Annotated in this window: 9 protein-coding genes; all 9 read left to right on the forward strand. The window is 51.5% G+C overall.

The annotated features are described in order from the left end of the window. Positions 1–327 precede the first annotated feature (327 nt). The 9 genes from ACN0YN_RS30140 to ACN0YN_RS30180 all read left to right on the forward strand — a co-directional run bounded on the left by ACN0YN_RS30140 (position 328) and on the right by ACN0YN_RS30180 (position 14,210). Positions 328–1,356: an AAA family ATPase gene (locus ACN0YN_RS30140; RefSeq protein ID WP_417388592.1), complete on the forward strand. Its 1,029-nt coding sequence runs from the start codon at positions 328–330 to the stop codon at positions 1,354–1,356. 99 nt (positions 1,357–1,455) lie between these two features. Further along, on the forward strand, positions 1,456–2,331 hold the full coding sequence (locus ACN0YN_RS30145) for a DUF58 domain-containing protein (RefSeq protein ID WP_417388593.1): 876 nt from the start codon (positions 1,456–1,458) through the stop codon (positions 2,329–2,331). Further along, the gene (locus ACN0YN_RS30150) at positions 2,328–3,380 is read left to right on the forward strand and encodes a hypothetical protein (protein ID WP_417388594.1); all 1,053 of its coding nucleotides are present in this window, start codon (positions 2,328–2,330) and stop codon (positions 3,378–3,380) included. Before ACN0YN_RS30145 ends, ACN0YN_RS30150 begins: the two co-directional genes overlap by 4 nt. Further along, positions 3,380–4,450, forward strand: a complete 1,071-nt coding sequence (locus ACN0YN_RS30155; protein ID WP_417388595.1) for a vWA domain-containing protein — start codon at positions 3,380–3,382, stop codon at positions 4,448–4,450. The genes ACN0YN_RS30150 and ACN0YN_RS30155 overlap by 1 nt, the downstream gene beginning before the upstream one ends. Before the next feature lie 34 nt (positions 4,451–4,484). Beyond that, the gene (locus ACN0YN_RS30160) at positions 4,485–6,752 is read left to right on the forward strand and encodes a VWA domain-containing protein (protein ID WP_417388596.1); all 2,268 of its coding nucleotides are present in this window, start codon (positions 4,485–4,487) and stop codon (positions 6,750–6,752) included. Positions 6,753–6,778: 26 nt separating this feature from the next. Further along, positions 6,779–9,571 carry a BatD family protein gene (locus ACN0YN_RS30165; RefSeq protein WP_417388597.1) on the forward strand — a complete coding sequence of 931 codons (2,793 nt, stop codon included), beginning with the start codon at positions 6,779–6,781 and terminating at the stop codon, positions 9,569–9,571. A 72-nt stretch (positions 9,572–9,643) separates the two neighbouring features. After that, a complete protein-coding gene (locus ACN0YN_RS30170) occupies positions 9,644–11,119 on the forward strand; it encodes a sensor histidine kinase (RefSeq protein ID WP_417388598.1) in 1,476 nt (491 codons plus the stop codon). Next, complete coding sequence (locus tag ACN0YN_RS30175) at positions 11,116–12,501, forward strand: sigma-54-dependent transcriptional regulator (protein ID WP_417388599.1); 1,386 nt, start codon at positions 11,116–11,118, stop codon at positions 12,499–12,501. The genes ACN0YN_RS30170 and ACN0YN_RS30175 overlap by 4 nt, the downstream gene beginning before the upstream one ends. 383 nt (positions 12,502–12,884) lie before the next feature. Continuing rightward, complete coding sequence (locus ACN0YN_RS30180) at positions 12,885–14,210, forward strand: hypothetical protein (RefSeq protein WP_417388600.1); 1,326 nt, start codon at positions 12,885–12,887, stop codon at positions 14,208–14,210. The last annotated feature ends 209 nt before the right edge of the window (positions 14,211–14,419 follow it).

The raw sequence follows: 14,419 nt of genomic DNA on the forward strand, positions 1-14,419 counted from the left end.
ACTTTGGCCCGTTTATCAAGAACACTCTGATGAGCGTGACTCGCTCGCCTGAAGCCAATCAGATCAATGCAGTTCCGGATCGACATTTTACGAGAAAGCCGACACGTCATACATCACATGTCTGAATAGGGGCAAAATGCCCCACTGGGGTAGATTGTCACTATAGTGGGAAGCGGTATTGTGATCTCAAATTAAAATTACTCCTTAAATCAATGGAAATCCTTAGTATCCGGAAAGCAAAACATTTGGCATGTCAAATGCTATCTATGTTAACAGGCACTGATATGCCGCGATATTTACCTTTTCCGAGACCTGAGGAGTTAAAAAATGAGGAGCTCAACCACCACTGACTATAATCAAGCCGAGCTTAAGGAGCAGATCAAGCATCTGACGGAGGAAATTACAACTCACAGCGAACCGTTTCGGCGGATCGTGGGACAAGTCAATCAGGTGCTTGTGGGCCAGGAGAAATTAGTGCACCGCATGCTGATCGGGTTATTGACACGCGGTCACATCCTGATTGAGGGTGTTCCGGGGCTCGCCAAAACAACCGCAGTGGCCAGCCTCGCAAAAGCGATCAATACCGATTTTCAACGCCTACAGTTTACTCCCGATCTGCTGCCGGCCGACCTGATTGGGACGCAAGTGTACCGACCACAGGATCAATCGTTTGTGGTTCAGAAAGGTCCGATCTTTTCAAACCTGATCCTCGCGGATGAAATCAATCGCGCCCCGGCCAAAGTGCAAAGTGCGTTGCTGGAGGCGATGCAGGAGCGACAGGTCACCATCGGCGGAGAAACATTTCCCCTCGAAGAGCCGTTTCTGATCCTGGCGACTCAGAACCCCGTCGAACAGGAAGGGACTTATCCCTTGCCGGAAGCACAAAGTGACCGCTTCATGTTGAAGGTGGTCGTCGACTATCCGAATCGGGATGAAGAACTGCAGATCCTGCGTCGCATGAGCAAAACCGCCACGAACGTCGAGATCGAATCGGTCACCTCACCGGATGAAATCATCCACGCTCGCAGATTGATTGATGAGATCTATGTGGATTCGAAAGTCGAAAATTACATCGTGGATCTGGTCATGGCAACACGCAAGCCGGAAGCCTATGGGTTAAACCTGTCTGACCTGATCCAGTTCGGTGGCTCACCCCGGGCCACGATCAACCTGACACTGGCAGCGAAAGCGAATGCCTTCCTGGCGGGTCGCGGGTACGTGAAACCGGAAGACGTCAAAGAGATCGCACTTGATGTGCTACGCCATCGCGTAATGGTCACCTATGAAGCAGAAGCGGAAGACCGTACCAGTGAATCGATCGTCAGTGAGATCCTCGCTCACGTCCCCACTCCCTGAGTTCTATAGCCAATTTGCGAATGTTATCCGGCAGCAAGCACAGGTCAGTCCCGTCAGTGGACGCCCTGTGCCCTGCCCTGTCCAGGAATGGAAATCACCATGATTCCACGAGAAGTGATTCAGAAAATTCGCCGCGTGCAGATACGCACTTCACACAAAGTCGATGAAATGCTGGCAGGCACGTGGCACTCTGCATTTAAAGGTCGCGGCATTGAGTTCGAAGAAGTCCGTCCCTATCAAATCGGTGACGATGTCCGCACGATTGACTGGAATGTCACTGCCCGCAGCGGTGAACCCTATGTAAAGTTATTTCGTGAAGAGCGCGAACTCTCCGTGATGTTGCTGATCGACCTGAGTGGGTCGCAAAGCTTCGGAACCAACCATCAGACCAAACGAGAGGTCGTGACAGAACTGGGCGCGACACTCGCCATGTCTGCCATTAAAAATAATGACAAGGTGGGATTGACCCTGTTCACAGATCATATTGAAAAGAGTATCCCGGCTCGCAAAGGTTCGCGGCATGTGCTGCGTCTGATTCGCGAAATGCTGTACTGTGAACCGATGGGAACCGGGACCGACATCCGACAGGCACTGGAACATCTCAACCGCGTCTCGAACCGTAAGACCGTCCTGTTCCTGATCAGCGATTTTCAGGATGAAAACTATGAATCCACACTGAAAGTCGCTCGTCGACAACATGATATTGTCCCTGTGGTCATTTCCGATCAACGGGAAGCCACGATGCCGAATGTCGGTCTGATACGGCTCCAGGATGCCGAGAGTGGAGAAATCATCACCCTCGATACGGCCCGCCGCAGTAACCGTGAAGCATATGCCCGCATCTATCGCGAGCGATCAGAAGCGCGCGATGCGATGTTTCGACGACTGCGGCTGGAGCCACTGCATATCGAAACCGGCGTCGATATTGTGGAACCTCTACGACGTTATTTTCATAAACGGGAGAGCCGAGTATGAACATCCTTCGAAGTATGCGTGGATGCTCAGGTAACGATGGTTGCTGTGCATCACACCGCTATTCATCCTGGGTACTCAAAATGATCGTATCCGGAGTCTTTGTCTTTCTGTTCGCAGGATTGACGCAGGCGAATCCATATAAAACATCCTACGAGCAACAGGGGATCAAGGTCTCGATCAGCATGTCGACGACCAGCGTTCGCGTCGCGGAACCCTTTACCGTGACCTACGAGTTGACTTCGCCGTCTGATCAGAAACTGGTCTGGCCTGCTGTTGCGGACCAGTTGGGTCCATTCGATGTCATCAAATCAAACGACTTTTTTGACATCCCCGTCGATTCCGGACGGATGTGGAAACGGGTACTGACGCTGGAGAGTATTCAATCCGGCAATCTGGAAGTCCCAGTGTTGGCGGTGAATATCATTTCGTCCGCTTCCAGTCAGGTTCAGTCAGAACCTCTGAAAGCCGTCAACATCGCGGCACAACCTGTGACTGTCAGCAGCGTTCTCGAAGGACGTGCAGACCCTTCGAAGTTTCGCGACATTCAGTCTGTGGTCGATGTGGAAGTACCTGTTGAGAACCCCTCATTTTGGGATACCTGGGGAGTTACCAGTCTGGGCATCTTCTCAGTCGTTTGTGTTGCGTTTGTGATCATGGCTGTCCGAGGTCGTTCGATCACACCCGAAAAATGGGTGTTGCAGCAACTTGATGCACTCTCAGTAAGGGTGTCAGAGAATCCCGCTGACAACCATCAACATATTACCGAACTGACGGATATCACAAAGCATTTTCTGGCCCTGCAGTACGACATCCCCGCCAGTCCGCAGACCACACACGAACTGTTACAGCTACTGACGGAGCGGAACATCGGTTCTACGCAAGTTCGCGACGAATTAAACGGTGTGTTGTCACTCGCAGATGAAGCGAAGTTCGCTGGCCTTGATTTGAGTGTGGATGAACTGCAGACCGCGATTCAAACGGTTCGCCAAAGTGTACCTGAGTTATCAAAACCGTTAGTCCCTGCGACAACGATTCCGGAGGTTGCCTGATGTTTGACTCACCCTGGTATTTTTTACTGCTGCTCACGCTGCCTTTCCTGGCGTGGCGTTTATTTGCACCACAACGAAAAGCAGCGGTGCGATTCAGTTCGCTGAATATGGTGAAAGACCTTTCGCCAACTATCCGGCAACGACTCAGCTGGTTACCACGCCTGCTGACGCTGGCTGCTGTCGTATTTATGATTCTGGGCCTGGCCAGGCCACGTGAAGGACGTGAGCAGAAAGTCACGACCAGCGAAGGAATTGCCATCGAAATGGTCGTAGACCGCAGCGGCAGTATGCAGGCCATGGATTTTAAGATCAACGACGAGCACGTCGATCGCCTGACTGCCATCAAAAAAGTAGCCGGGGATTTTGTACAGGGAAAAGAGGAACTGGATGGCCGCTTTAACGATCTCGTGGGTCTGATCACATTCGCCGGCTATGCCGACGGGATCACACCGCCGACTTTGGACCATGCCCATCTGGTCTCACAACTCAACAATACCCAGATTGTCACCAGTCGAAGCGAAGATGGCACCGCGATCGGCGACGCCATTTCACTGGCTGTAGAAAAACTGAACGCGCTCGATGCACGACGCGACGAGAAGGTCAAAAGCAAAGTGATCATCCTGCTCACGGACGGCGAAAATAATGCTGGCGAGGTCGAACCGATTCAGGCAGCAGAACTGGCAGAGACCCTGGGAATTAAAGTTTACACCATTGGCGTAGGCACTAAAGGAGAAGCTCCGGTCCCGGTTACAGACCCGTTTAGCGGGGAAAAAGTCGTCCAGTGGATGCCGGTCAACATCGATGAAGCAACACTTCAGAAAGTCGCTGACCTGACTCACGGAAAATACTTTCGAGCGACGGACACCGACTCACTTGAAAAGATTTATGAAGAAATTGACACCCTGGAAAAGACAAAAGTGGAAGCCCAGCACTATACCGATTACCGCGAACTCGCAGTGCAACCATACCGGGCTGGCTCCCTCTATGTCCCTCCTCTGCTGTTGATCGCCTTCGGACTGTTACTGGCACGGTTTGTGCTTGAACAGACATGGTTACGAGAGTTGAACTGAACACCGCGAAATTGCTCAAGAGAGAAAATAGATCATGGACATTCAATTCGGCAATCCGACGAATATCATCTTACTGTTTGTAGCCGCAGGCAGCCTGTTACTTGCGGGCTATGCAGTTGTGGCAAAATACCGCGCTGCGAGACAATTTGCCTCTGCAGACATGACTGACAGATTATGCTTAACGCCTCGTTTGCAAAAGCACTGGATCTCTTCGATTCTGATTGTCAGCAGCTTGTGTTTACTGGCAATTGCCTTGTGCGACATTCGCTGGGGAAAGGCGGAACGCGAAGTTCCTCAAAAAGGAATTGAAGTGATGTTTTTGCTCGATGTGTCGCGCAGCATGCTGGCGGAAGATGTTTCACCCAGCCGACTTGATCGAGCAAAACAGCAGATCAAAGACATGGTCGATGAGATGTCCGGAGACCGCGTCGGCCTGGTTGTTTTCGCCGGTGAGACACGACAATCAGTGCCTCTCACCAGCCATTATGAAGACTTCAAACAGGCCCTGGATACGGTCGGACCGCATACTGTCCGGCGCGGCGGCTCATTATTAGGCGATGCGATCAGGGCAGCGACTTCAGGGTTCATCAACAAAACAAACGACCACAAAGCCATCATCGTTTTCACAGATGGTGAAGACCAGGAGAGTAAACCACTGGAAGCCGCTCAAGAGGCCTTCACAAAAGATGGCATCCGCATTTTCACCGTGGGACTGGGAGACATGGACCAGGGAGCACGTATCCCGGAAACAGAGCAAGGCAATCAGAAATTTGTTGAGTATCAGGGTCAGCAGGTCTGGTCAAAAATGAACGGTTCTATCCTCAAACAGATCGCCACCGACAGCAACGGCGCTTACATTCCTGCCGGCACCAAACGGGTCGACATGGCGGCCGTCTATCACAACTACGTGTCGAACATCGAACAGACCGAGTTTGAAACAGCAACCATCAGTTCCTACACGCCACGTTTTCAATGGTTTGCACTGCCGGCCTGCCTGCTCCTGTTACTGGAAGTGCTTATCTCAACAGCCCGACGTACGGTGAAGTCATCAACTTCCATGCCGACTTCAGACAAGCAGAAATACTCGAAGATGAAAAACAACACGGTCCCTAAAAGTGCAGTGGCTGCCCTGCTGGTCGTGATCACACTATTGACGTCGACAGGAACACTCAGCGCCGCTGAGACGGGTGCTCCTGCGGAACGGCTCAGTGCAAAACAGATTAACCGAGCGAATCAACTCGTGAGAGAGGGAGAGTTCGCCAAAGCGCTTGAGCAATATCAACAGATTCAACCAACTCCGCACGACCAGGCAGAGTTGAATTATAACGAAGCGGTCACTTTGTACCGTCAGGGAAATACGGAACAGGCAGCAGAGATATTTACTTCAGTCGCAGGGGATGCTGATACCAGCATCGCAGCCCGCGCACGGTATAACCTCGGAAACTGCCACTACGCAACGGGACTGAAACTCGCGGAACAGGATAAGCCCGCCGCAATAGAACAACTGAAAACCGCCATTGAACATTACCGCGGTGCCTTACGAGGGAACCCGGATCACACCGATGCCCGCGCCAACATTGAGCTCGCCGCTCAGTTGATCAAAGATCTGCAGGAACAGCAGAAAAAAGAAGAACAACAACAGGATCAACAGCAGAAAGATCAGCAGAAAGATCAGCAGCAGGATCAGCAGCAGGATCAACAGCAAGATCAACAGCAAGATCAGAATCAACAAAATGACAACCAGGAACAGAAGTCGGGCGAACAACAGAAACAGGACCAGCAATCCGAACAGAATCAAAAACCGTCCGAACAATCCGAGGAACAGAAATCGGATTCCGAACAACAACAACAACAACAACAACAACAACAACAACAGCAACAGCAACAGCAAGGATCAAAGGGAGAGTCTCAAGAAAAGTCACCAGAGCCACAACCTGGTGAAGAACAAAACCAGTCAGAGAAATCCGGTTCTGAGAATCAGCAAAGGCAACCCCAGTCACAACAATCAAACGAGGCAGAACAGTCGCCTCAGACTCCTGAACCAGGCAAGCCTGAAGACGAAACAGATCAAGACAAGCAAACGCTCCCCTCGGGAGAACTGACTGCCGACCAGGTTCCACCACCAGATGAGAATTCGAAAGGTGAATACGCAATTGCGGACCCCAATGCAAATCCCGGCTTAATGAATAAGGAAGAAGCGCTGAAACTGCTGCAATCAGTACGCGACCGCAATATGTTGCGTCGATTCCGCCAACAACAACTCGAAAAATCACGACAAATCCACGTTGACCGTAACTGGTAATCTCGACTTTAGATACGGGAAGAATCATGTTTCATTCAAATAATTATCTTCAATCCATCCTGGCCGTCATCATTCTCGGAATGGCAGGCAGTTCTGCGTCTGCTGGTGATGTTTCGATGAGTGTCTCTTCTCGCGAAGCCTATGTCGGCTCTCCGATTCAGATGCAGATTTCCATCAACAATGCCAGCGATTACGAACAGCCCGCTTTACCACAAATTGATGGTGTCGAAGTGCGTTCCGCCGGAGCACCATCGCAAAGCTCGCAAGTGACGATCATCAACGGTCGCCGAACCGAGAGCCGGAGTGTGGTCCTGCGTTATCTGATCACGCCACGTCGCGCCGGTACGTTCGAGATCCCGGCCCTGACATTCAAGGTCGATGGAAAAAAGGTCCAGACCGAACCATTGAAGTTTGTCGCCACAAAAAGCGAAACCGGCGATCTGTTGTTTGTCGAGCTGGCAGGAAAAAAAGAGAAGGTCTTTGTGGGACAACCACTCGAGATGACACTCCGGATCTATATCAAACCCTATCGCGATCAGGAACGTGAGCTCACCCTCTCAGAAGGAGACATGTGGAACATGATTTCAGAGCATACCACGTGGGGTTCTTTTCAGAAACGTATTGAAGAAATGGCAAACAACCGTCAGCGTCCCGGCGGTAAAGAAGTCTTGCGCAAAAATGATCAAGGGGAAGAACGCGCCTATTACATGTACGAGATTGATGCCCAGGTCTACCCCACGAAGGCGGGCAAAATTTCCGGGGATGATATCCAGATCGTTGTCAACTATCCCACGGGCCTGGGCCGTTCGCGCGATCCATTCGCCAGTTTCTTTGACGACAGTCCCTTCGGCGGAAGTTTCATGTCTTCTCCCTTCAGTAATCGGTTATCAGTCACGTCTGCGAGACCTGTGGTGGCGGAGGCCACCGTTGATACCACCGAAGTCTTACCCGTACCAACGAAAGGTCGCCCGCTGGATTACCGTGGCGCGGTCGGACAGTATCAGATTGTGACCCAGGCATCCCCCGTCAATGTGCATGCAGGCGATTCAATTACGCTCAATCTTGGGATCATCGGCACCGGTCCGATGGAACTGGTTCAGGCGCCCCCTTTGTCAGAGTTACCTGAGTTAAAACAGTTCAAGATTTCAAATCAGCCCCTGGCAGGCTACGTCAAAGATGACAGTAAAGTTTTCTCAACAACAATTCGTCCTCGCCAGGCAGGGATCACCGAGATTCCCGCGATCCCGTTCAGTTTCTTTAACCCCGAAACTGAAAAGTTTGAAACCGTACACTCAAACCCAATTGCGATCACTGTGGAAAAAGCCGAGTCGCTGGCTCTCGACGCTATTGTAGGAGCGAAAAGCACTCACTCGAAAGCACAGGACAAAGCGCAGAGTACAGCTGTGCTTGAACCGAGTTTTGTCAATATTGATACACCGAACGTACTCACTTCTCAACAACCACAAACGGCCTGGAACTGGTGGTGGCTGTCAGTGATTCTGCCTCCGGTGCTCTGGATCATGACCCTGATTACCAGAAACCGTCACTGGCTTTCCAAACGGATGCCCTCCCTGCGCTCTCCCCGGAAACGCTGTCTTAATCAAATCTCATCTGCCACGGATCAATCAGCGATTGCTGATGCACTGCTGAGATACATGCAGAAACTGTTTCCTGCGAAAGAGGCAAGAGGAATCGCAGACGGTTCAAGCGAGTCATCTCTCACCATCGGGACGATGCGTTCTGCGGGACTTTATGAACTGGCAGCAGAGGCAGAATTGTTGCTTGAGCAACTCAGCCACAGCTATGAATCATATGGAACCAGGGTGGACCTTGAAGAGCAGAAAGCGACAGCCTTTGATCTCGTGAACCGACTGAATGCCCGTATGCAGTCACAGTCCAAACGAAAGATCTCTCGCCCCTCCGTTGCTCGGGGCAGGAAATCGAAACGCGCCAGAATCGCTCAATCTCTGGTATTGCTGCTGGGACTGGCATCAATGTCAACGACAGCAATGGCGAACGAAACCGCTACGACAGCACCAGTGCCACAGGTTTCGCTCAGTCAGGAACAGCGGGAGGTTCTCTTCAAAGATGCAAATGCATCCTATCGCGAAGGACTCTCTCTGGCCAAAACAGACGTAGTCGATGCGAAAGACCTGTTCCTGAAAGCGGCAGATAAGTATCAGATGCTGGTTGACGCGGGGATCTCGAATGCCAACCTGTATTTCAATCTTGGTAATGCCTACCTGCAATCGGATCAACTCGGTCGCGCGATTGCAAATTACGAACGTGCCCTGAAATTACAGCCCGATAACCGGCAGTTTCAGGCAAACCTTAACGCAGCCGAGGCAATGGTTCAATCTGCAGATACGCCTCAGGAACTTACTGGTCCCGACAGGAATCTGATGCTAAGATTAGAAAACGTAAATTCGATTCTGGTCAAAACGGTTGGCCCACAGGTCATAATTCTGGCACTTGTCCTTTCCTCACTGACATTTTGGGGACTTGTGATCTGGCGAACCATGGGCCATCAGTTGTCCTTGTGGAAATTTGCCACACTGCCCGGATTGCTGTTGATGGCCGCTCTGGTTTCGATGTACTTACAGGCAGAAAACACAGCTGAGCAAGGAAATGCGGTCATTGTTGAACGACATTTACAATTACATGCGGGAGACGGAGAGCAATTCGCCGAAGTCGCTAAATTGGATTCCGCTGAAGGTCATCGAGTACAAACCCTGGCCCACCGGGGAACGTGGACACAGATCCAAACCGGGAAAGGTCAGATCGGCTGGGTTCCCGATCAGGCACTCGAACTGCTTTGAGAGCTGCAGAAACGAGAATCCGTTGACCTTTCAGGACCATTCAATGAACGTCTCCCATCAGGAAAAACATGAATGAAACTGGCAGCCAAACTGATTCTGATCTTCATGGCAGGCGTCCTGGGGATCGTCGCGTTGTTCTCCTGGCAAATCGTCAGGCAGCAGCGTGAATGGTCTCAGCAATCCAATGCAGAGAGTGCCGTCGACCTGGTGAATGCCCTCAAGCCCACCATTGAACAGGCTTATCGAGACGGCGGCACGGTGCAGATACAGCAGGCGATTGAAGTCACGCAACGAACGACTTCCGGATCTGCGATGCGCTGGATCGACCCGGAGAAACCGGGCGAAGCCCAACAGAACTCAGGTACGCCTCCCGTCAATACAGAAACGCATGCGCGCAGTATTTCGCGCATTTCGATTTCAGACAGAGACGGAGAAACCAAGCAGTTCACTTATGTGCCACTCACTCTCCCCGGAGACGTTGCTGGAACAGTCGAAGTTGCCAAACCGCTGCAGAATTCTGAGGCAAATGTTCGTCGCTCATTTCAAGCCTCGGCACTGTTATTCATCGGTGTCACACTGCTTTCCGGTTTCGTCATCTACTGGGGCGGCCTGAAGCTCATTGCCAGTCCGTTACGAAAACTGATCAGACAGGTCGAACAGATCGGCGAGGGCGAATTCGGTCAACCTCCCGCGATCACTTCGAATGATGAGTTTGGTCAACTGGCATTCGCAATCAGCCAGATGAGTTCCCGTTTGCAGGAACAGCGGGCAACGATTGAAGCAGAGACCCAGACGAGGTTGCAGACTCAACAGCAACTGCGCCACATCGATCGACTGGGAACCGTCGGCACACTGGCTGCCGGTGTCGCCCATGAGTTGGGCACACCTCTGAATGTGGTTTCAGGGCGAGCTGGTCTGATTTCCAGCGGGCAACTCTCGGAAACAGACGTCAGTTCCAGTGCGCAGACGATTCAGAAAGAAGCCGAGCGGATGACCGCCATCATTCGCCAACTGCTCGACTTTGCCCGCCGCACAGGTACAGAGCAGGCGTCGATCAACCTCATTCAACTGGCTCGTCAGACATGCGAACTGATGCAACCACTGGCCAAGAAAGCCCATGTAAATTTAACGGTCAACGCGGATGAGAACACATCGGTGACAACAGTGGGAGATACCGGTCAACTCCAGCAGGTCATCACCAACCTCATCAGTAACGCAATCCAGTCGATCACTGACGGCGGTAAGATTGTGATCAAAGTGCATTCTGAGCAGATTCAACCGCCGGCGATTCTCGAATCTGAGCAAAATCGCTTTGCCTGCCTGGAAGTGATCGATACCGGCATCGGGATGACCGATACTGAAACGGAGCATGTATTTGAACCATTCTATACGACGAAAGATGTGGGCGAAGGCACTGGCCTGGGACTTTCGATTGCGTATGGGATTGTGCGTGAGCATGGCGGGTGGATTGATGTCGCGAGCGAGAAAAATCAGGGGTCGACATTTCGTGTGTGGTTGCCCCTGGACGATCAGAAAGAGATGCCATGAGCGATAACTCTGACATTCCACGAATTCTGGTAATTGACGATGAGCAGTCAATGTGCGAACTCATCGAAACCGATTTGCGACTGCGGGGCCTGCATGTCGACTGGTTTACCGATGCCAGACAGGCCATTACTGCAATCGATCAAAACAACTACGATGTTGTTTTGACCGACATTCGCATGCCGGGGACTACGGGACTGCAACTCTGTCAACAGCTCACCGAATTTCGACCGGACATACCTGTGGTCCTGATGACGGCCTTTGGAAGCCTGGAAACTGCGGTCTCTGCGATGCGGGCGGGAGCCTATGATTTCATCACCAAACCGATTGAAATGGATATACTGGCGATCACGGTTCGCCGCGCCGTTGATCACCACCGGCTCACAGAACAGGTACGGTTGTTAAAAGAGTCCAACCAGACAATCCGTTCTTTTGGAGACATGATCGGCAACAGCCCTGCAATGCAGGCTTTATACGACCAGCTCGAACGCGTTGCCGCTTCTGATGCGGGTGTGTTGATCATTGGAGAAAGCGGCACGGGAAAGGAACTGGTCTCAAGATGCATCCATGCACATTCACGCCGGGCAGACAAGCCATTTGTCGCGATCAACTGTGCTGCGCTCTCCGAATCCCTGTTAGAGAGTGAATTGTTCGGGCATGTGAAAGGTGCCTTCACGGATGCCCGCAGTGAACGCCGCGGTTTATTCCTGGAAGCAGACGGCGGTACCCTGCTGCTCGATGAAATGGGCGAAATGCCCATGTCGATGCAGGTCAAACTGTTGCGAACGCTGGAAGAACGCGTAGTGCGACCGGTCGGATCAGACAGGGAAACACCGTTCAATGTCCGTGTGATCTGTGCTACCAATCGCGATCTTGAAGCGGCAGTAGCGGACGGAATATTCCGGGAAGACCTGTACTACCGCATCAATGTGATCGGATTGCATTTACCGCCGCTGCGTTCGCGCGGAACCGACATTTTACGTCTGGCAGTGCACTTTCTGAAACAGTTCTCGACAGCAGAAAACAAACAAGTCACGGAGCTTGCAGAGGGCGTAGCCGAGAAGTTGCTCAAGTATCACTGGCCCGGCAACATTCGCGAATTACGAAACGTGATGGAACGCGCCGTCGCATTAACACGTCACGATAAGATCACCGTCGCCGACCTGCCTGAAAAGATCACGAATTATCAGAGCAATCAGATCCTGATTGATGGTCTGGACCCTGACGAACTCGTCTCGCTGGAAGAACTTGAACGCCGCTACATTAACCATGTGCTGGAAGCCACAGGCGACAATCAGACTCAGGCGGCCCGCATCCTCGGCCTCGATCGAAAAACCATCTATCGTAAACTTAAACAAATAGATCTCAAATCCCCAAGCGAATAATGATGAGGTCATAATTAAATGGAGTAAGTCAATCACAGTGAGCTCAACCCTGTTTTTGCCTGAAAAGAGGTCCGATTCAGTGAATTAAAAATCAAGTGGAGTTCCTGCCCTTTCACCCCAGGTGTCGATTAAAATACAACTTCCTATAATCATCTACACCATAATAATCCGTTTCTAGAGCGAAACCTCTCGCCTCATTTTCATTTTGTAACCATTTGATATAAAAGAGTTTGCAGGTTTTATGGACGTGGGATTAGATTCCGCGTCTTTTTCTTATTATGATAAGCAGAATTGCTGCGGAAACTCTTTTTTAGCATTATCATCACTCCAAAACATTCTTTGGAAACATCACGCTTCTCAAGATTTAACAAGGTGTATTACACATGACTGCCTCGACGTCAATTCTCGCGGATAAACTGCACGAGTACCCTCAACAAGATGTCATCGACGGAACCAGCGCAGGATCGGATGCGATTCTCGATGACTGCATTAATAGTTCCGACGGGGTATTGCAATTACTGCACCGTTACGCTGGCCGGACTTTTTGTTCGCCGGGGAAACGCCTTCGCCTTGATGCCCAGTCGTACTACCCGGACTATATGAACGGTACGGGGCTCGATGAAATCTGGATGTGTTGCACTGTTCCCATCGTGACAGGGGTTATCGACACACGCACGAATAAGGCCCCTTTCCGCGAAGGTGAATCGCACGTCCTCACTCCGAACGGACAAGTCATCTCGCTGCAGGATTTGATCCTCGCCAATCCAGAAACCGTCATGGGTGAGAAGATCACGGCCTTCTCGAAATCGCTGTACGGCGACCCGACCTGGCCGATTGTGTCCAAGAAGTTTGATAATCTGAATCCGATTCCACACCATCTTCACTGGGCCAAGTGGGAAGTCTATGACATCAACTCCTACGACAACCCGGGAGTCTGTCCGTCCCATTACCACACCACAGCAATGGGACTGTACCCGTTCATCACCAAGGATCAGTTTCTTGCCTGCATGAAGAGTTTCGGCAAAGGCGATTATAACGGCGTTCGTCATTTGTCCCCGCACACAATGATGCATATTGATAATGGCTTCGTGATGCCCAACGGCGTGCTTCACTCGCCGACGGATCTTTGCACACACGAACTGCATGTCACAATGGATGAGCACTTCCTGGCGGAGGACCTGACGCTTGACGGACGTATCGGAGCAGCAGACGCGTTTTATGCCTGCCGGGAAGAAGACTATCCCAGGGATCGGCACGAAGACTGGGAGTACCTGGTTGAAAAGTTCGACTTCGCAGCGAATCAGGATCCGGAATTCGTTCTGAAGAATTCCCGTCCGGCAATCACCGCCGAAGAATTCGCAGGCGACGGAGTAGACGCCAGGTGGATTGTTTATGGCGATTTCCTCGGCGATCAGAAGTGTTCCATTCTCCGTCTCATTCTTGAACCTGGTGCCAAGACGAATTTCCGACCGGAGAGTCCCGCGCTGTTCCACACGAATGGTGGAAGCGGCCGTGTTGGAAAGCTCAAAGTACGATATCACCAGGATATGAAGCTGGGCGAGCTCTACCCCGAGATTGGATTCATCACTCAGGCCGCCCTTAATAACGGCGGTGTGGAAATCGAAAACACCGGAAACGAACCGCTCGTGTTGACCTTCGACTTCCCGCAGAATGCACACTCCAAAACACCCGGCGGTGCCGCTAAGTAACATCGCTTGATGCGATAATTCGCAAAACGGCTTCCACTTTAAAGGCTGCTTACCATTTCCGGTAAGCAGCCTTTTTTCATGCCCAATGTTCACTCTTCATCTGTCCTCCATGAATTTGTTCCACTGCAGAAATTCGACTTGACTCCCCCCTGCTCCCCAGCAGAATAAGCGTCTAAGTGAGTCGCGCGCGTGTCCAGTTTACAGTGCAC

Origin of the sequence: Gimesia sp. (genome assembly GCF_048260065.1) — a bacterium.
GTDB lineage: Bacteria > Planctomycetota > Planctomycetia > Planctomycetales > Planctomycetaceae > Gimesia.

Coding starts and splice junctions, on each gene's coding strand:
- ACN0YN_RS30140 (WP_417388592.1), top strand. CDS start 328: ATGAGGAGCTCAACCACCACTGACTATAATCAAGCCGAGCTTAAGGAG.
- ACN0YN_RS30145 (WP_417388593.1), top strand. CDS start 1,456: ATGATTCCACGAGAAGTGATTCAGAAAATTCGCCGCGTGCAGATACGC.
- ACN0YN_RS30150 (WP_417388594.1), top strand. CDS start 2,328: ATGAACATCCTTCGAAGTATGCGTGGATGCTCAGGTAACGATGGTTGC.
- ACN0YN_RS30155 (WP_417388595.1), top strand. CDS start 3,380: ATGTTTGACTCACCCTGGTATTTTTTACTGCTGCTCACGCTGCCTTTC.
- ACN0YN_RS30160 (WP_417388596.1), top strand. CDS start 4,485: ATGGACATTCAATTCGGCAATCCGACGAATATCATCTTACTGTTTGTA.
- ACN0YN_RS30165 (WP_417388597.1), top strand. CDS start 6,779: ATGTTTCATTCAAATAATTATCTTCAATCCATCCTGGCCGTCATCATT.
- ACN0YN_RS30170 (WP_417388598.1), top strand. CDS start 9,644: ATGAAACTGGCAGCCAAACTGATTCTGATCTTCATGGCAGGCGTCCTG.
- ACN0YN_RS30175 (WP_417388599.1), top strand. CDS start 11,116: ATGAGCGATAACTCTGACATTCCACGAATTCTGGTAATTGACGATGAG.
- ACN0YN_RS30180 (WP_417388600.1), top strand. CDS start 12,885: ATGACTGCCTCGACGTCAATTCTCGCGGATAAACTGCACGAGTACCCT.